This window comes from uncultured Roseobacter sp., assembly GCF_947495275.1.
In the GTDB taxonomy this organism is placed as follows: Bacteria; Pseudomonadota; Alphaproteobacteria; order Rhodobacterales; family Rhodobacteraceae; genus Roseobacter.
Genome location: NZ_CANLYL010000017.1, coordinates 35,986 through 54,220 on the forward strand (window position 1 = coordinate 35,986; position 18,235 = coordinate 54,220).

14 protein-coding genes are annotated in these 18,235 nt (G+C 58.5%); 6 read left to right on the top strand and 8 right to left on the bottom strand.

Features of this window, described 5'->3' with window-relative positions; translation table 11 throughout:
- Positions 1 to 47 precede the first annotated feature (47 nt).
- Positions 48 to 1,037, bottom strand: coding sequence for a replication initiator protein A (locus Q0802_RS21945; protein WP_298922027.1), 990 nt, complete (start codon positions 1,035 to 1,037; stop codon positions 48 to 50).
- A 393-nt stretch (positions 1,038 to 1,430) separates the two neighbouring features.
- Here Q0802_RS21945 and Q0802_RS21950 point away from each other — a divergent pair, with 393 nt between their 5' ends.
- Together Q0802_RS21950 and Q0802_RS21955 are read left to right on the top strand one after the other, a co-directional pair.
- Complete coding sequence (locus tag Q0802_RS21950; RefSeq protein ID WP_298922028.1) at positions 1,431 to 2,834, top strand: AAA family ATPase; 1,404 nt, start codon at positions 1,431 to 1,433, stop codon at positions 2,832 to 2,834.
- The gene (locus Q0802_RS21955; protein ID WP_298922029.1) at positions 2,812 to 3,753 is read left to right on the top strand and encodes a ParB N-terminal domain-containing protein; all 942 of its coding nucleotides are present in this window, start codon (positions 2,812 to 2,814) and stop codon (positions 3,751 to 3,753) included. Before Q0802_RS21950 ends, Q0802_RS21955 begins: the two co-directional genes overlap by 23 nt.
- Positions 3,754 to 3,833: 80 nt before the next feature.
- Here the strand turns inward: Q0802_RS21955 and galE are convergent, their stop codons facing one another.
- Complete coding sequence (galE, locus tag Q0802_RS21960; RefSeq protein ID WP_298922030.1) at positions 3,834 to 4,844, bottom strand: UDP-glucose 4-epimerase GalE; 1,011 nt, start codon at positions 4,842 to 4,844, stop codon at positions 3,834 to 3,836.
- 503 nt (positions 4,845 to 5,347) lie between these two features.
- On the opposite strand from galE, the gene Q0802_RS21965 reads away from it, so the two are divergent.
- Positions 5,348 to 7,276 (top strand): hypothetical protein, encoded by a 1,929-nt coding sequence (locus Q0802_RS21965; RefSeq protein WP_298922032.1) that lies wholly within the window; start codon positions 5,348 to 5,350, stop codon positions 7,274 to 7,276.
- Between the two features lie 16 nt (positions 7,277 to 7,292).
- Here the strand turns inward: Q0802_RS21965 and Q0802_RS21970 are convergent, their stop codons facing one another.
- From Q0802_RS21970 to Q0802_RS21990, 5 genes are all read right to left on the bottom strand, one after another.
- A complete protein-coding gene (locus tag Q0802_RS21970) occupies positions 7,293 to 7,952 on the bottom strand; it encodes a rhomboid family intramembrane serine protease (protein ID WP_298922033.1) in 660 nt (219 codons plus the stop codon).
- A gap of 45 nt (positions 7,953 to 7,997) precedes the next feature.
- Complete coding sequence (locus tag Q0802_RS21975; protein ID WP_298922035.1) at positions 7,998 to 9,419, bottom strand: hypothetical protein; 1,422 nt, start codon at positions 9,417 to 9,419, stop codon at positions 7,998 to 8,000.
- Positions 9,382 to 9,993: a polysaccharide biosynthesis/export family protein gene (locus tag Q0802_RS21980; RefSeq protein WP_298922037.1), complete on the bottom strand. Its 612-nt coding sequence runs from the start codon at positions 9,991 to 9,993 to the stop codon at positions 9,382 to 9,384. The genes Q0802_RS21975 and Q0802_RS21980 overlap by 38 nt, the downstream gene beginning before the upstream one ends.
- 134 nt (positions 9,994 to 10,127) lie before the next feature.
- Positions 10,128 to 12,572: a tetratricopeptide repeat protein gene (locus Q0802_RS21985; RefSeq protein ID WP_298922039.1), complete on the bottom strand. Its 2,445-nt coding sequence runs from the start codon at positions 12,570 to 12,572 to the stop codon at positions 10,128 to 10,130.
- 159 nt (positions 12,573 to 12,731) lie between these two features.
- Complete coding sequence (locus Q0802_RS21990) at positions 12,732 to 13,325, bottom strand: sugar transferase (protein WP_366523349.1); 594 nt, start codon at positions 13,323 to 13,325, stop codon at positions 12,732 to 12,734.
- A gap of 615 nt (positions 13,326 to 13,940) precedes the next feature.
- On the opposite strand from Q0802_RS21990, the gene Q0802_RS21995 reads away from it, so the two are divergent.
- From Q0802_RS21995 to Q0802_RS22005, 3 genes are read left to right on the top strand one after another with little or no spacing between them, the layout of a single operon-like run.
- Complete coding sequence (locus tag Q0802_RS21995; RefSeq protein WP_298922041.1) at positions 13,941 to 14,822, top strand: AAA family ATPase; 882 nt, start codon at positions 13,941 to 13,943, stop codon at positions 14,820 to 14,822.
- Entirely contained in the window at positions 14,819 to 16,366 is a 1,548-nt protein-coding gene (locus Q0802_RS22000; RefSeq protein WP_298922042.1) for a Wzz/FepE/Etk N-terminal domain-containing protein, read from the top strand. Before Q0802_RS21995 ends, Q0802_RS22000 begins: the two co-directional genes overlap by 4 nt.
- Positions 16,367 to 16,420: 54 nt before the next feature.
- Complete coding sequence (locus tag Q0802_RS22005) at positions 16,421 to 17,239, top strand: CpsD/CapB family tyrosine-protein kinase (RefSeq protein WP_298922043.1); 819 nt, start codon at positions 16,421 to 16,423, stop codon at positions 17,237 to 17,239.
- Positions 17,240 to 17,258: 19 nt separating this feature from the next.
- Here Q0802_RS22005 and Q0802_RS22010 read toward each other — a convergent pair whose 3' ends face one another.
- Positions 17,259 to 18,002 carry a VPLPA-CTERM sorting domain-containing protein gene (locus Q0802_RS22010; protein ID WP_298922044.1) on the bottom strand — a complete coding sequence of 248 codons (744 nt, stop codon included), beginning with the start codon at positions 18,000 to 18,002 and terminating at the stop codon, positions 17,259 to 17,261.
- Between the last annotated feature and the right edge of the window lie 233 nt (positions 18,003 to 18,235).

The window sequence follows — 18,235 nt, forward strand, 5'->3', positions numbered from 1 at the left end:
CTCAGCGCTCTATCAGCCCCCTTGCAGGTTTGCGAAACCTCCCCCCCTCAGGAGGCGGCGGCAAGGCGCTTGCGCAGCCAGCCCAGGAAAGCCGCATCCGGCGCACGGGGCGGCCTGCGCCGGGCAAAGCGCTGCCATTCAGCCTCCAGCGCATAGACATCCACCCCCGGGGCCATAGCCCGTGCCTGCTCCAAGGTCTCGGAGGACAGGAGCAGTTTGCCCGCCTCATCGATCACCACATCGCGGCGGCTGACAAAGATGATATCCCCCGGTTCCTCGGTCAGCTGATAATCCGGCAGACCGTCGCGGGCGATGATGTCCCGCAGCATGGCCCGAAACACCCGCCGCGGACTGGCGGAGCCGGATTTTTTCAACAGCACTGCCACGGAAACGCGCCATCCCGGTTGCTGGCCGCAATGTTTGCGCGCCAGAGCGTAGATTCGCCGCTCCAGCGGGCGACGCAGACCGAAATAATCCCTGTTCAGGGTCAGTACCGACCGGGCCAGCACCGCCTTGTAAATCCAGTCGCTGAGCGTGACGCTGACCGACACCATGCGCCCGGCCCGGGTTTTGCGCACAATCTCCCAGGCTTCAATCAGACCAAAGCCGCTGGTCACCTCCGTATCCCCGGTGGCAATATTGGTGGTGACCCGGGTCCCTGCCAACCGTTCGAATGCCTCCTTGAGGCGCCGGTAGGCATCGCCACTAGTCTCCCGGCCGGTGGCCAGCAGCAGATCATGCGCCGTCAGGGTCAGACGTCGCGATATCGGTCGGCCCGCATTCAGCGCCGCCATAAGCTGGCTGATACAGAAAATCAGAATATCGGCATCAAAGATCGTGGCCCGCCCCCGGACCGACGGCGTGACCGTCACCGCCACATCATTGTGGGTGTAATTCAGAATGCGCCTGTCTGGCCGGGTTGCCAGCGAGAAAAGCGGATGCTCCATCGAAGCCAGATCATGTTTGGGGCTCGCTGCGAAAAAATCGCAGACAAAAAAATCGTCCCGCCCCAATGGAGGTGCCACGCCTGTGTTCATCTGCCCAAATGTCCCTTTATGGGATTCGTTGTTTCAGTGACACCCAACTTATCCACAGGGGCGCGTGGGGTATAGTCTTTTACTTTTGCTTATCGGGGGATCAGAGTCGCTACAACGGGGGATCAGAGTCAGTTTATCGGGTTTTCAGAGTCGCCGTTCTCTTTCAAATCAAGTATAAATCATTTATTCTCAAAGCCTTAGAAAAACCCCCTTTACCCTTAACATTTAATAACGAAATAATAACTGAAGTTTTCCTGATCCTTCGAACCCGAACACAGTTCTCCAAAGGAAAACCCCTTTATTTCCTTAGAAAAACCAGGGAAAAGCGGATATCTCTTCCATGTGACACGTTTTGTGGTACATAGAGGAAAACATGATACATGGATGGCATCGATGAGCAGTGATGACCCCGTTCCCTATTTTGATATAGCGCCCGACAATGCCCTTGAAGCGCTTGGTGCGCCGGTGGATACCGCCAGCATCGCGGCCATTGCCGGGGCTTGTCGCAAAGGCCGCGATGACCTGGCCGCACGTGGTCTGAACGAACAGGGCCAAAAAACCCTGCGCCGGTTTTCCACCTGGGAAATTACCAAATACCTGATCCCTGTGGCGCCTGCACATTTTCGGCGCGTGCTCCGCCAGAACCCGGATTTGCCACAAGGGCTGACCGAAACCGAAGGTGGGGCCAAGTGGTTCACCCTTGATGAGGTCCTGCGCCTGCGAGCGCATTTCGCAAGCGAAGGGTCAAAGTCCCGCGATTACCTGCCCTACCGGCCCAAGGGCCTGCCCGCCAAGATCGTCGCGGTCGCCAATTTCAAGGGCGGCGTCGGTAAAACCTCCACGGGTGCGCATCTGGCCATGTCAGCGGCTCTTGATGGCTACAAGGTGCTGGTGCTTGACCTCGACAGCCAGGGGTCGATGACCTCGATCTTCGGCGGTCAGGTCAACGATGAATGGGGCACGGTGTTTCCGGTCCTAGCCCGTCATTATGGAGAACACCTGCGCCGTGAAAATCAGGGGCGTCTGGATCGTGGCGAAGCCCCCCTGCCCCTTGATGATACCGTGGCCCAAGCGATGGAAATGCGGGTGCAGGATGTGGTGCAAAAGACCCATTGGCCCAACATCGACCTGCTGGGCGCGCAGCTTGATCTCTACTGGGCAGAGTTTCAGGTGCCGGTCTGGCGCATGCAGGCACGCTCCTGGAAGCTCTGGGACGCCCTCTCGGAGCGTCTGGCGGCCGATGGGGTGCTGGATGCCTATGACCTTGTGGTGCTCGATACACCGCCCGCCTTGGGGTATCTGACGATCAATGCTCTGGCGGCGGCTGATATTCTGCTGGTACCCACGGGGGCGAGCTTTCTCGAATTTGAATCCACGGGCCGGTTCTTTGACATGCTGCATGCGACCTTCGCCTCCATCGAGGATGCAGAGAATACCGCCGCGCGGGCTTTGGGGCGTGCCGGGCTCGCCTTTGAATGGGATGCGGTGCGCGCGGTTGTCACTCGGTTCGATTCCGGTCAGCAGGCCGAATTTGCGGCCCTCATGCAGGCCTGCCTGGGAACGGCGCTTTCACCTTATCGTCAGGATTTTACCGCTCTCATCGGTCAGGCGGGGGAACAGGTCGCCGGCATCTACGAGGCGGATTACCGCGACTTCAACCGTGAGACCTACGCGCGGGGGCGGTCTGCCTTTGATGCGACCTACGCGGGATTCAAGCGTTTGCTGATCGGGGCGTGGCGACGGGACGAGTTGGCGGCGCAAGAGGAGAATGCACATGGCAAAGCGCAAGCGTCTTGAGATACCCAATGAGGCCCTAATAAAGCCATCAGAGACCAATCCCGTGCGGCCTACGCACGGGCGGATGCCCATTGCAGAGGTGGCGGGGGATACGGCAGCGCGGGCGGCGCTGGATGAGGTAAGCCAGGCCATGGCCACGGCCGAGGCCGAGGGCAGGGTGGTGCGCAAGCTGGCCATGGACAGCATTGAGGTGGATCATCTGAACCGTGACCGCATGGTACTCGATCCGGACGAAATGGCCGCTCTGACCGCATCCCTGACCGAACGCGGCCAGCAAACGCCGATCGAGGTGTTGTCCTTGTCGAAAGGGCGCTTTGGTCTGATTTCTGGTCTGCGCCGCTTTCATGCTCTGCGCGCGATGGGAATGACCGAAGTGCTGGCCTTTGTGCGCAAACCCGAAGGGGCGGCGGCGTCTTATGTGGCCATGGTCGAGGAGAATGAAATCCGCGCCGGGCTGTCCTTTTATGAGCGGGCCAATATTGCCGTACAGGCCGTGGGGGCGGGGGTCTATCCGGACGTGCGCGCGGCGGTGAAAGGGCTCTTTGCCCATGTGCCTGCGGCCAAGCGCTCCAAGATTCTGCGTTTCGTAGTGCTGCGTGAAGCGCTGGGGCGTCAGCTACAGTTCCCGACCGCGATCCCGGAAAAGCTGGGTCTGGCATTGGCTACGGCCATTGAGGCCGACAAAAGCATCGCCACGCGCCTCAGCGATGCTTTGCGCAAGACACCGCCAGCTGATGCAGCAGCGGAGCGCCGGGTGCTGGAGCGGCCCCTGAAAGCGCCTGTAGCCCCGCCTTCGTCGCCCGAGGAAATCGCCCCCGGTGTCACCCTGAAGGCAGGCCGTGGTAAGCTGACACTTTCCGGCCCGGCGGTAGATGCGGGGTTTGAAGCGGCCCTGTTGGACTGGATCCGGGCCCGTTAAAGTTTCGCACGCGAAAACGGGGCTTACAGGCCTTTGTAAACAAATGATTTTTTCGAAATAACCCCGGAATTTAACCGGTATTAGCTGTTTTTCCGAAGCAAATAGGATTGCCACCGCCAGGCATCTTCGCACATGGCGTCAAGATCGCGGCTGGCGGTCCAGTTCAGGCGATCCGCGGCGCGACCGGGGTTGGCAAGCGATGTGGCAACATCGCCCGGGCGGCGCGCGACAATATCGAAAGGCACGGGTTTCCCGCTCGCCCCTTCAAAGGCGCGCACCATTTCCAGCACCGAATAGCCGCGGCCAGTGCCTACGTTGATCGCCTGAACGCCGGGGGCTGTCGCGGTCAGTCCAAGGGCTGCCAGATGGGCCTGGGCGAGATCGACAACGTGGATATAGTCACGCACACCGGTACCATCCGGCGTGTCGTAATCATCGCCAAAAACCGACAGACGCGGTCTCTGTCCCGCCGCGACCTGTGCCACATAGGGCATCAGGTTGTTGGGCGTGCCCGAGGGAGCTTCACCGATCTGCGCGGAAGCATGTGCGCCCACTGGATTGAAATACCGCAGGTTGACGGCCGCGATCTCGGGGTTGGCGACGCCCCAGTCTTCGATCACTTGTTCGATCATGCGTTTGGAGTGCCCATATGGATTGGTCGGGCGTAATGGATGATCTTCGGGGATCGGTACCTGATCGGGGTCGCCGTAGACGGTTGCTGAGGAGGAGAAAACCAACCGGCGACACTTCGCGGCTTGCATCGCCTGTAACAGCACAAGGCTGCCGGTGACATTGACGCGGTAGTATTCCAGCGGATTAGAGACGGCTTCACCAACCGCTTTGAGCCCCGCGAAATGCAATACGGCCTCTGGCGCGAATTCTTGCAGGGCAGATGTCAGGGCAGGGGCATCCGTGATATCAACCCGAACGATCCGGGGCGCGTGTCTGGCGATGGCCGTGATACGGTCCGGGACATCCGGGGCAGCATTGGCAAAACTGTCGAGGATCAGGACCTCGTGCCCCTCTTCAAGCAGTTCTACGACTGTGTGGCTGCCGATATACCCGGCCCCGCCTGTTACCGCTACGCGCATCGTTACATTCCCTTGTCTTTTCGCAGGCTTTCTAAACCAGAAAATGGGCGTATTGAAGGCGTGTCCGGATTTGCCGGGGTCGGTGGAACTGGCGGGCAGGGCTCTCGGTCCACTGTCTTACGCGGTCATCACGTTAAAGGACGCTGAGCGCAACCTGCAGCCTTTTAAAGGCGTGTTTTCGGGGGATGCTCTATGTTTTGGAGGTGAAATTATTTATGACCGATAAGGCAAGATTATCGGACATAACAGAGAAAGGCAGGGCGGGGCGGTTTGGGTAAGTCATTATGTCAAAAAGCGCCGCGATATATTGGGCAGGTACTGACCGCTATTCGGTCGCGCACCTTGATGTGACCCCTTGCATCCAAGCCGGTTTTGGCCTTTACCTGATCCACTTTGGTGATCTGTGGCAATAGGTTTTCCCTCATCCTGGTTTCAGGATCACATTTGCTGGCGGGCGGGTGATGGGTGTGGTCAGCGCCGGATTTATCCTTTTAAAGTTGGGTATGACGCGTAAAATTTTCCTCACGCTGCTGATGGTTTGCCTGTTGGCGGCCGGTGCCCTGTCTGCACAGAATGCGGCTGAAAAAATCCTGCCCCTTGATGGCTGGATCAACCCCGATGGCAGTGCCGTAGAGCTGAACTGGTTTGATGCCAAACCCCCACGCGTAGGAGGGGTGACGGTCAAGCGACGGCTTTATGGGCAGATCGGTGGGGAGACGTGGCAGGTTATTTCGCCCCCGCTTGGGCCTGCCATGCGCTTTACCGACGAGACAATTGAGCCGGGCGTGGCCTATGAATACCAGGTGCTGCGGAGCGCACGGGACATCGTTGATGTCGGATATTGGGTGACGGGGGTCAAACTGCCCGCACAGGCGCAGCGCGGCAATATCTATGTCGTGGTGGATGAAACCATCGCAGAAGAGATCGCTCCCCGCTTGCGGCGCTTTGAGCGCGACCTGACCGGGGATGGGTGGAAAGTGCACCGCCATCTCGCGCCCCGCGGCAACAGCAGGAAGCCGACTGAGAATCTCAAAAAGGTCCTGAGCATCAAGACCTGGCTGCATGAACGTTACCTTGAAGATCCCTTTGGTCAGCATGCCGTGGTTCTGGTGGGTCATATTCCGATGATCAAAAGCGGCAGAGCCAATCCCGATGGGCATGAACAGGTCGCCCATGCCAGCGATCTTTTCTATGCGGATATGGATGGCAGATGGGCCGTCACCCGCAAGGGGGTGCTTCTGGACAACCGGGTACCGGGTGATTTCATCGAAACGCAGATCGGCCGGATTGATTTCAGCAATGTCAGCGCTGGCAAGCGTGATGCCGAGATTCACCTTCTTAGAGCCTATTTTGACAAGAACCACCATTGGCGCATGGGCCTGTTTGGAGACCTCAGGGAGGCTTATGGCAAGATCGGGCATCTGACGGTTGAAGCTTTCGGTCTGCGCAACGTCGTGGGCCCCAATGCAGTGGCGGAAGGCGGGCACCATGATGTTGGCGAACAAAAGCCATGGCTCTGGGGCGTCGATTTCGGGGATTGGAACGGATATATCTATGCTGAGCAATATGCCAATAAGGCGGTTTTTGCGATCAACTTCGGCAGTGGCAAACAAAAGATTGGAAGCCCTTTCAACCCGATGACGGCCCTGTTGGCCCAGCCTTGGTACACCATCGCTGTCGGCTGGGGCGCGCGCCCGGCCTGGTGGCTGCATCACATGGCCCTGGGGGGGACGATCGGGGATGTGCACATGCGCACGGTGAACAATGGGGTCGCCGACAAACCTTACCGCGAAACGATGGATTACTACCCGACGGGTGGGTATTTATGGCGCAACCCGGTTTGGGTGAACCTTCTGGGGGATCCCAGCACACGGGCCTTTATGCTGGCCCCGGCAACCGGGCTCAGCGCCCGGGAAACAGACCAGGGGGTGCGGCTTTCCTGGGCGGCGCCTGCCGATCCTGACGTCATTGGCTACCGGCTTTACCGCGCGGCACCGGGCAGCATGGATTTCACCGCATTGAACGAAGGCGCGCTGGTCGAGAACCTGACCTTCCTGCATGAGACCTCGGAGAGATCCGGGCGGTACATGGTGCGCGCCTATGGGCTCAAACGTGTTCATGCGGGCTCTTTTTATACGCTCTCCCAAGGGGCTTTTGCCGAAACCGGGGCTGATCCGGAGCAGGGGACGGCGCTGACACTCGCGACCCCCTCTGATCAGGCGGTTGCTCTGCCCAAAGCCTTCAGTCAGGTGACAGATGGTAAAATTCACGCCGTCATCGAAGGCCCCCTCACGGGGCAGCTCAGCCATGATGGCACGGATTGGCTCTACACACCGCCTGCCGGATTTGCCGGGACGGTGCCGCTGCGGTTCACTGTTTCAGATGCCCTGCAAACCGTTGAAGGGGTTCTGACCATCACGGTTGGGGGATGACCCGGCGCCTTTGATCTTACTGCCGTGGCCTTGGATCGATGACCATGGCCGCCAGCCAGCCTGAAACGAAACCACCCAGATGGGTTTCCCAGGCCAATTGCCCGTCCAGGGCCCACCACATCACGACGTTGAGGGTCAGCAGCAGGCCCGCAGCCCGGGCCACGGGCCAGAGCGCTTCCTGCAGGGTGAAGCGGTCGACATAGCCCCAGGCCAGCAGCCCGCCTGCAAGTCCAAAAAGCGCGCCCGAGGCTCCTACCATCGGTGCGGTTGTCGAGGCCAGCAGCGCAAACCCTGTCGCCCCGCCCAGAAGGGCTGCGCAATAAAGCATCACGAACCCCTTGAGACCGACCCGGTCCAGAACCGCAAGACCCAGCGACCACAGAGTGGCCATATTGATCACAAGGTGCAGCAGGCCGCCGTGCAGGAAACCGTAAGTCAGAAACATCAGGTAGGGCTGGCTGGGATAGTTCGGCACCCAGGATTGCAGCAAGCCAACCCAGAACCCGCCGTATTCATAGGCGATCAACCTCAGACGGGGGGCATTGAGCACCTGCCAGTCGGCCAGTTGCAACACCAGTTCGATCACGCTGCACAGCGCGATCACGGCGATCAGGATCCAGGGCCTTTCGGGGAGATCGGCAGGAGAGGAAGGCTCAGACGGAGCAGGCGTGGTCATGCGCCACAATGGTCCGTCTGTTGCAGGCAATGCAAGATAGGCGCATCAGGGGGTCCAGTTGAAACTGCGCTGGAGGCCGACAAAAACTGTGTTTGACCGGCGGTCCCGGGCGTTATCTTCGGCGGAGAAGGAATGAGAGAACCCGCTGACCAGCCCCCAGTCACGGGTCAGGTCGTAGCGGTAGGTCAGGTTGACATCCAGACGTTTACCGTCACTGCCGTTTTGCTGTAATTCGTTCCGGTTAAAGAAGGAAACGCTCAGCCCAAAGCTGGAGATGCTGTTGATCCGCTGATCGTAGCTTGCGCGCAGGCTGGTGTTGATGTCCTCGTCGTTGTTGCTGTCGGTGTTCACGCTTTGCGCCAGACCAAAGCTCAGAACGGCGGTTGGCAGCTCATGGCGGTATTCAATATCGACCAGGGGATCGGTGCCGACCACATCAGCCCCGGTCACGCCCAGGGTTACGGACAAAGCGCCCCGTGGCAGTTCCAGGTTCCGGCTGACATTCAGGAAAGACCGGCGGCCATCGTCGTTGCTTGAGACATCGGAGGCAAAGTTCAGCCCCACAGAGCCATTTGGCAAAGCACGGGTCAGGCCAAAGCCAACGCTCACCCCTTCATCTGTCCCCACCTCGTTGCCAGAGCGTTCAATACTGTCATAACTCAAGGAAAGATCGGCCGTGAGGATGGGTGTGACCTCCAGAACAACCCCGGCCCCGAAGCCGATGGTTTCCCGGTTCACCCCGTCGCCTTGCGCGTCGAAATCCCTGTAACTGGCGGTCAGGTTGGCAGTGATGCGGCGATCAATGCGAAAATCAATCTGTCCTGAGACCTCATTGGTGCTCTGATCTGTCAGATCGGGATCATTGGTGCCGCTGAAGGTCAGCTCGCTATAGCGCCAGTTGAAACTGGCCCCGATGGGGGCTTCGCGTCCGATCGCGCCTTCAAGACCAAAGTTATAGCTTTGCCGCGTGCCGCTGTCCTGGTTGATGATATTGCCGTCCTGATCGAAATCCGCATCCAGCGCGGAGTTGTTGGTATCGGACTCGCGATAGCTGGCATTAAGGCCCAAGAGAGCATTGCGCGTGTTGCGGTCATAGTTGAGCCCGACCGTGGAATTCGTCAGATCAAAACTGGACTGGTTATCGCGGCCTTCCTCGATATCTGTACTAAGGTTCAGTGCAATGCGGTCAACGGAGGTGATGCTCTCAAGACCGAACCCCAGCACGGTGCGGCCAAAGAAATCAGATTCCCCATCTGCTTCGAGATCAGGGTTGTCGCTGTATTCCAGACGCTGCGTGACATCAAAGCGCGCAATAAAGCCGGGCGGGGCCACATCCTGAGCCCGCACCACAGCACCAACCGTGCACAAAATCAAAAACGCCCCGGTTCCCTGGTGCGTTCTTGTGGTTTTCCGCCTGTGCGAATGCCTGTTATTCGAACAGACGCCGTTCTGGTACCAGAATGACATCTCCGTCCTTCAGCTCGATATCGTTTGTCACAGCCCCGTTGGCCAGGGCTTTATAATTCAGGATCGTCACACGTTGTACACCGCTTCGATCCGTGCGGCGCAGCTGAACGCGTTTGATCGCTGCAAATCTTGATACACCGCCACTGATGGCGATGGCCTGCAATAATGTTGTTCCCCGTTTGACCACAACCATGCCCGGGTTGTTCACTTCTCCGACGAAGTAGACGTCAATGCTGGGGCCGGTAATGCCCGTGCGGGCCGCATCCTGCGGATCCTGACGGGGTTGCACGCCGACAAAGACCGTGGGTGGGCTCGCGAAATTGGAGCTGATGGCATCCCGGATGGAGATTTGCACTTGGCTGATCGTGCGTCCCCCGGCCGTCAGGGTGCCTGCAAAAGGAAAGCTGATCTGCCCACTTGGCAGAACAACAACAGCCCGGTCGAGGCTTGGGTCTTCAAGCACTTCCACCTGTAGCACATCACCAGAGCGGATCCTGTAGTCGCCCTGCGCGTTTGCAGAGACAGCACAGATGACAAAGGCCATTACGGCTGACAACAGAGGTATGAGTTTCATATCAGATCACCTTCCCGACGCCTCGGGGCTATTGTTGGAATGAACCGTTCCATAAAAACAAGCTGAAACATCGCGGTGCCCTCATTTCGGCACCGCATTGTAGTGAATACATCACGCTTGCGGCGGGTGGTCGATCACTGTTCGACCAGTGCACGCAGGCGTGCCATTTCTGCACGTGCCTTCTCGATTTGCGGATGGGTATCCGCCGGTCCGGCAATGGTGAGGGCCTTCTGTATCTGCTCCAGCGCTTCGTCATTGCGCTCCAGAGCGGCATAGGTGAAGCCAAGATGCGCCTGGACCACCGGATCTTCTGCCAGCCCGGCTGCAGCGCTTTCCAGATAGGGCAGGGCGCCTTCGGCATCCCCACGGCGGAACAGCACCCAGCCGTAGGTATCCTGAAGGGCGGGCACTTCGAAATCGCGCAGACGGCGGGCAATCACCCAGGCCCGCTCAAGGCTGTCGGCATCGTCTTTATACGTTGCAAGCAGGCTGGCCAGGTTATTGGCGACAACAACCGCGCTGGAATTCTGCTCGTAAAGCGTCTCGTAAATCCCGATGGCGCCATCGACATCTCCGATACGCTCAAGCCTGCTGGCCTTGGCCCACATGACATTGGGGTGGTTGTTCGTGGCATCCAGCGCTTCTTCGATGATCGCATCCGCCTCTTCAGGGTTGCCCTGACGCAGCGCGATGCGGGTCAGTTGCAGCCAGGCATCCAGCGCTCTTTCAGGGGCTGCTGTGGTCACTTCACGCAAGGTGATCTTGGCGGCATCCAGATCACCCGCTGCAGTCTGCGTGGAGGCCAGCGCCTGCTTGAGCCCAAGATTTTCAGGGTTTTCCGCGACCAGCGCCTGCGCCATGCGTTGCGCTTCCTCGACTTCCCCGACCTGCAAACGCGCGCGCATCAGCACCAACCGCTCGCGCAGGCCAGCATCTTCACCGCTGGAGAGTTCTTCAAGGAACTGCATGGCCTGTTCGGTGCCGCCTTCCTGATTGAGGGCCTGGGCCTGCAATCCATTGGCCACATTGCGCGATTGTTCCGTGTCCAGGCGTCTCAGGGTGTCGATGACCTGATTGGCCCGGGGCAGGTCTTCCATACGCAGATAGAGATCGCCCAGCACGGTCAGAAGTTCGAGGTTGCCGGGGCTTTGCCGGAGCGCCGGCAGCAGGACGTCTTCTGCCGGGAAGAGACGGCCTTCCTGGATCAGAACCCTGGCGTAGCGGAGCGAGGTTTCAGGCGCATTGCCGGAAGCTTCGACAGCCTGGGCGAGGAAATCGCGCGCCAGATCGGTCTCGCCTGTGCGTGTGTGCGCCTCATACATCAGGTTCATCGCCTGAACATCTTCCGGGGCCGTGTCCAGAGCCAGGCGCAGGTTGGCAATCGCAGCGTCGGTCTCGTCCGCCTGCAGCTGCCAGCTGGCCTGCATCTTCAGCGCATCAACCGCGGAAGGGTTTTGCTCAAGCACTTCTTCGACAAGACGGCGGGCCCCAACCTGATTGCCGGTGTTGACAAGCATCCGCGCCAGGGTGGCTTTGAACCCCGAGCTGTCCTCTTCATTGGCATCGCTCTGTTCCACGATGGCTTCCATCTCGGCGATCGCCTTGTCCTGCTCACCCGCCTGGAAATCCATCAGGGCCAACATCGCCTTGAAGCGATTGGGATTGGGGTTCACAGCAATCGCCCGTTCAATCTCGACACGGGCCGCATCCTCGCCGTGAACCTGCGAGACAAATTGGATCAGATTGACAAAGAGGCCGGGGTTTTCGTCGGCCGGATCGGAAATCTCCCGCAGGAAGGCTTCGGCATCCTCCAGTTTCTGCTGCGATACAAAGAACCGCAGCATCATGCGCTGGATTTCAGTATCGCCGGGGAAACGTTTGACCATGTCGCGCAACTGAACCTCGATTGCGTCGGTATCCTGCATCTGGCCCAGCATCCCCAACCGCTGGGTATAGAGCACACGGTCATCAGGGGCCGCGGCCAGCAGGACATCCATGCGCTCAAGCGCCTTGCTCAGCGCGCCATCCCGCGCATAGCGGTCCATCAGCAACCGGTTCAGGATGTTGCTGTCCGGCAGGGTTGCCAGCAACGTCTCTGTTGGCGCCGTCAAGGCCTGTAGGGCCGGATCGTCTTCTGCAAGGGCGGCTTCGCGGTATTTCAGTCCCAGGCTGATGGCCTGAACGCGCGGATCCTCTGCGGAGAGCTCTACCGCAACAGTGCCGTGGCGGATGAATTCATCCCAGTTGCCCGCTTCAAAGGCCAGTTCCGCCAAGGCCCGGCGCGCTTCGAAATTCTCCGGGTATTGCTCTGCGATGGCCAGATATTGACCATAAGCCGCCCGCGGATTTCCCTGGGTCATGAATAATTCGGCCATGGTCTGGCGGGTTGGAAGATGCGCCTTGTCAAACTCGAAGACATTGCGGAACTGAACCATGGCCCGGTCCGTATCACCGGATTCAATCAGGGCCAGCCCCGACTGGAAATATTCCTCAGCGCGGTCTGCATCTGATTTGCACCCTGCCAACGCAAGAAAGACCGCAGCGGCCAGAGCGGATTTGGAGAGGGTCGGAGCAAACATAACATTTCCCTGATAGATAATGAGATCGATTCAAAGAGTAATACATCGCCCCAAGCAGGGCCAGCATGCTGGCGGGGGCATCTTAAAACAATCTATTGAAAAAGAAGTGTCAGAGCAGATTTCGACCCGATTGGAGCCGGTGCCTCTGCTCTGATATATCTAGTGACCCGTCGCGCGCATGACGACGCCGGCAGTCTGGAACAGAATGCGCAGATCCAGTCGCAGCGACAACGTGCGGTTATACGTGTTGTCATAGGTCACGCGGTCGCCAAAACCACAGTCGTTGCGGTCAGAGACCTGCCACAACCCGGTGATCCCGGGACGCAGATCGTAATAGCCGCGCCCGTGATAGAAAGATTCCTGCCCAACCATCATCGGACGGGGGCCCACCAGGGACATGGTTCCATTGAGCACATTGAAAAGCTGTGGCAGCTCGTCAATCGAGGTTTTCCGCAGCAGGCGGCCAACAGGCGTGATGCGCGGGTCTTTCTTGAGCTTCTGGGTGCTGTCCCATTCCGCCCGGGCTTCGGGGCATTTCTGCAGGTAGCTTTCAAGCTGGGCATCGGCGTTCTTGACCATGGTCCGCAGCTTCCACATGCGGAACTGCTCTCCGTCTTTGCCGACACGCAATTGGGAATAGAAAGGTTTGCCGCCGGTCAACAGCGCAACTGTGACGGCGAGAAGCACAACAATTGGAAGAACAATCGGGGCGCTCAGAAGTACCAGTGTCAGGTCGAGCAAACGTTTGAACACATCGCGATACAGCCCGGAATTAATGGCCTTAGGCGGTGTAATGCTGGTTCGAGAGCTTCCTTCAACATCGGTACTAAGATTAGGAACATGTAAAGTCATAAGCAACTATGGCTGGCAGCCGACCCTATTAAAAAAGTTACAATTAAGCAGGAGGAAAAGGACTAATAATCAGACCCCCAACTCACGAACTGGTTACGGTAATTACCGAATGACTCTAACATTGAGACAAAATTTAATAAAGTAATGAATGCTTTGTAATGATCTGAAATGACTAGCTATTTGATTTTTAGACAAATTTCATTCTGTTTTGCAGCATTACTTGGTAAAGAAAACACCCCCCATACACCCATAGCGGGAATGACCCGCAGTCTGGCCCGTACAATCCGGCGAAAACCCGGATATTGCTGAGGAAACAGAGACAGCACGTCCCGTGATGCGCGAATCATGAAAAGGGTGTCTTGATCTGGCGGATCGGCGTGAACATCTCTGCAACGGCCCATGAAACAACGGCACCGCCATAAAATAGCCGTGTTAATCGAACATGGATCACTTATATATTAGAGATACTTCCAGCAGTTTGGGAGGGCCAATGAGTATGATTAATAGTGTGATGTTGTGAGCCCGGACCTTTATACAGACTACTTCAATTTCTCGGAGCGACCGTTTTCGCTCCTGCCGGACCCGGATTTTCTGTTCTGGTCCCAGGCACATGCGCGCGCGTTTTCGATCCTGGAATACGGGCTTGTAACGCGGGCCCCGCTGACCGTGGTGACCGGTGAGGTTGGCACCGGCAAGACCACCCTGGTGCAGGCCCTGCTCAAGAACATCGAAGAGGATGTGACCATCGGGCTGATCTCGAACGCCCAGGGCGGGCGCGGGGATTTGCTGCGCTGGGTTCTCAGCGCGCTCAATATCGCCCCGAACCCTTCGGGCGATTATGTCGCCCTCTTTGAACAGTTCCAGGACTTTGTGATTTCGGAATATGCCGAGGCCCGTTTTGTGGTGCTGATCATTGACGAGGCGCAGAACCTGACCCACGAGGCTCTCGAAGAGCTGCGGATGCTGACGAACATCAACTCCAACAAGGACGAGATTCTGCAGCTCATCCTGCTTGGACAGCCGGAATTGCGGCACAAGATCACGGATCCTGCCCTGCGCCAGTTCGCCCAGAGGGTCACGGCGACCTATCACCTGGAACCGATGGACCTGACAACCGCGCGCCAATATGTGCACCACCGGCTGATGCATGTCGGGGGCACGGGCAAGGAAATCAGCCCGCAGGCGATCCGGCTCATTCATGAAACCTCCCAGGGGATTCCCCGGATGATCAACAAGATCTGTGACCTGGCGCTTGTTTATACCGCCAGCGCAGGTCACCGCACGGTGAGCCTGACAACCGTCAAGGAACTGATCCGCGACGGGGTCATCTTGCCCACGAGACCGCTTCCGTTGTACCTGAAAAACCCCATAGATATTCCTGAGAAAGCCGCGGAATGAACCTGGATCTGCAATTCTACTGGGGCCTGCTTTTGCGGCGCCTGCCCGTCATGATGGCCCTGTTTCTGGTCTGCGTCGTCAGTGCCGGTGTCACCGCGCTGAAACTGCCGCCCACCTATTCCACCTCTGCCCAGTTGCTGGTGGAGGAGCCTCAGATTCCCGACAGCATGGTTGCCGCTATCGTGCAGACGGACGCAAACCAGCAATTGCAGGTGATCGAGCAGAAACTGCTGACCCGCGCCAATATGCTCGACATTGCCCGCAAATTTAACGTCTTTGAAGGTATCCGGAGCATGGCGCCGGATGCGATTGTCGAAGGAATGCGCGGTCAGACCGATATCCGCCGGACCGGTGGACGGGGTCAGGCCACGCTGATGAGTGTTGCTTTTGAGGCCAGATCAGGGGCGATCGCGGCCAATGTGGTCAATGAATACATGACCCTGATCCTGCAGGAGAGCAGCGATTTCCGCATGAGCCGGGCGGAAAGCACGCTGAGCTTTTTTGAGCAGGAGGTCGAGCGCCTCGGGGACGATCTCGACCAGCAAAGTGCGCGGCTCGTAGAGTTCAAGAATGCAAATTCCGAAGCGCTGCCGGGGGATCTGAATTACCGCCAGAACCGTCAGACCCTGCTGCAGGAGCGCCAGGCCCGGCTGGAACGGGATGTCGCCGCACTGGTGAAACAGCGGCGCGATATGGTGGCGATCTTCGAAGCTACCGGACGGGTGAATGCGGAAAGGAATATCCAGCTATCCCCCGAAGAAGAACAACTGGAAAGACTGCGCTTCGATCTGGAGCAGGCGCTGGGGATCTATTCTGAAACCAACCCCCGGATCAGCGTGCTCCGCAACCGTATTGCGAAGCTGGAGAAATCCCTGCAGGACCGGGCGGACGCCGCCCCAAAACCTGAGGAGGGCGAAGAGCCCCGGACCGTGACCGTGCTTGACCTCACCCTGGCCGAGATGGACCAGCGTCTGGAGAGCATGGAACAGGAGCTGGGCACTGTCACCAAAGAGCTGGAAGCCCTGGAGGCCTCCATTCAGGCAACGGCCGGCAATGCCATTGTGCTGAGCGGCCTTGAGCGGGATTTCGGAAACATCCAGACCCGCTATAACGAGGCGGTCAGAAATCTCAATCAGGCCCGCGTGAACGAGCGGATCGAGGTGAGCGCCCAGGGTCAGCGCATCAGCGTGATCGAAAGTGCCAGCGTCCCGCAGGAGCCGTCAGGCCCCAACCGGTTCAAGTTCATCGCTGCGGGGATTGCGGCCGGTGGCGGGCTGGCTGTTGGCTTCTTCGTGCTGCTTGAACTGCTCAACCGCAACATTCGCCGCCCCTTCGAATTACAGTCGAAATACGGGATCATACCGCTGGCGGTCATCCCTTACATGGAAGCCCGGCGTGAACGGATGATCCGGCGCCTGGTTCTGGTCGGTGCCTTTGTTGCGGTGCTGATCGGTGTGCCGGCCGTGCTGTGGTATATCGACACGAACTACATGCCCCTCGACATTCTGGCCAATAAGGTCTTCGACAGGCTTGGCCTGACCTAGGTTTACCAAAGCGCGTGAGATCCCCCTCCTCCTCAAAAACGGATTTGTGACGATATGGAGAAAATACAAGCCGCCCTTCAAAAGGCCCGAACCCGCAGGGAAACCGGCGCGCAGGCGCCTGCCGCACCACGCACCTCCACGACGACCGGGTCACCCATAGCAGGGCGGCAGGCACGGCTTTGGGCCGAGTTGCCGGAGATCGCGCTGTCCGGAACGAAGCTGGCGCATCACCATGTGGTCACCCAGAAAGCCTCCGAAAAGGCGACCCCTTTCGACATCATGCGCACCAAGATTCTGTTGCAGATGCAGCAGAACGGCTGGAAAAGCATCGCGATCACCTCGCCCATGCCCAAGAGCGGAAAAACCACGACAGCCTGTAATCTGGCGTTGGGGTTGGGGCGGCAAAGCGGTCTGCGGGCGATGCTCTTTGATCTGGACCTGCAGGACCCGTCGATCGGCCATTTTCTCAACCATACACCCGAGGCGCCGATCTCCGATTTTCTGACCGGGAATACCCCCTTTGCAGAACAGGCTGTGCGGGTTGGCGAGAATGTCGCGATCTCCCCTTCGAACCGGATCGAGACGGATCCGACGCGCATCCTGCTGTCGCCCAAGACAGGGGAAACCCTGGACGCTGTTCAGGCGACCTATGCCCCCGACATCATGATCTACGACATGCCTTCGATTCTGGTGAATGACAACACGCGGGCGTTTCTCAAGAACGTGGATTGTGCCTTGATCGTGGCACGCGCCAACCATACGCGATACGGGCATTTTGATGCCTGTGAGCGGGAAGTCGCGGAGTATACGAATGTTCTGGGCGTTGTCCTGAATGCGTTCAGAACGAAAGACGTGCAAAGCTACATGGACTAAAGCGCGCGTCGGCGGCACGTCAGGAGAAGGCCTGTCTTTTCGTCTGTCTGCGGCGTAGATAGGCAAATGCGCCGGTCCCGCTCAGCATCAGCAAGAGCCCGGCGGGCAGGGGCATCGTCACAAGGGTGTCCCCCCGATCAACCGTCCAGGTGCCGGTTCCCAGCAGAAAGCTTTTGCGGATATTCGGCGCGGTCTCTCCGTTGGCGCAGATGTCGTCGGTATGTGCGGGATCAAAGCCGTAGATATAGGTGCAGTAAAAGGCACCCGAAGACACACCATGGGTTTCCCAGTTCCAGGCATCGCCCTCGCTCGACAGGTTGAAATCCCCAATGCCCGAGGTTTCCGTCCCGAAAAAATGCCAGCTGCTGACCTGTCCGGTCGCATCTACCTGGAAATCCCAGGCATATACCCCGTGGTCAGAAAACCCGCTCTTGGAGGCCAGGGTCACGCCCCCGATGGTATCGATGATGGATGTGTAAAAGAGGCTGCCGGTGTCGCCGCGCCCTTCAATGTCAGCGCAATTCCAATGGGTTCCGCTGATGTCACAATCGACTTCCAGCACCATCTCGGCACGCAGGCCCTGCAGGCGTGCCGGGGACAGATGCCCGGCGCTTTCCAGCCAGGCCTGCTGCCAGTCTTCCTCGAAGATTGCCAGGTCAATGGCATTGCTGCGGTAGGTGAATGTCACGGGTGCCGCCACGGCTGCCGAACAAAGCCCGATATTGATCAGGGCGGCGGCCAAAATGGCTTTGAAGTCAATCATCCTGTTACCTCGCACAAAGAGCACGGCCGGTGTGAAAAAGAATTAACAAAAGGTTAACAAGGCATATGCGGCACACGCTATGCAAGTCAAGCCTTTGAAAAAATTCAACTTTTGGTTGAGGTGGGCGCATGTGGCTGCGCTGGAGCCTCTGTCATCATGCGGCCGCAACACAGGAAAACGCCGTTCTGAGGGGGGCGCTTCACCCTTATTGCCCCACATTCGCCAACCATAGA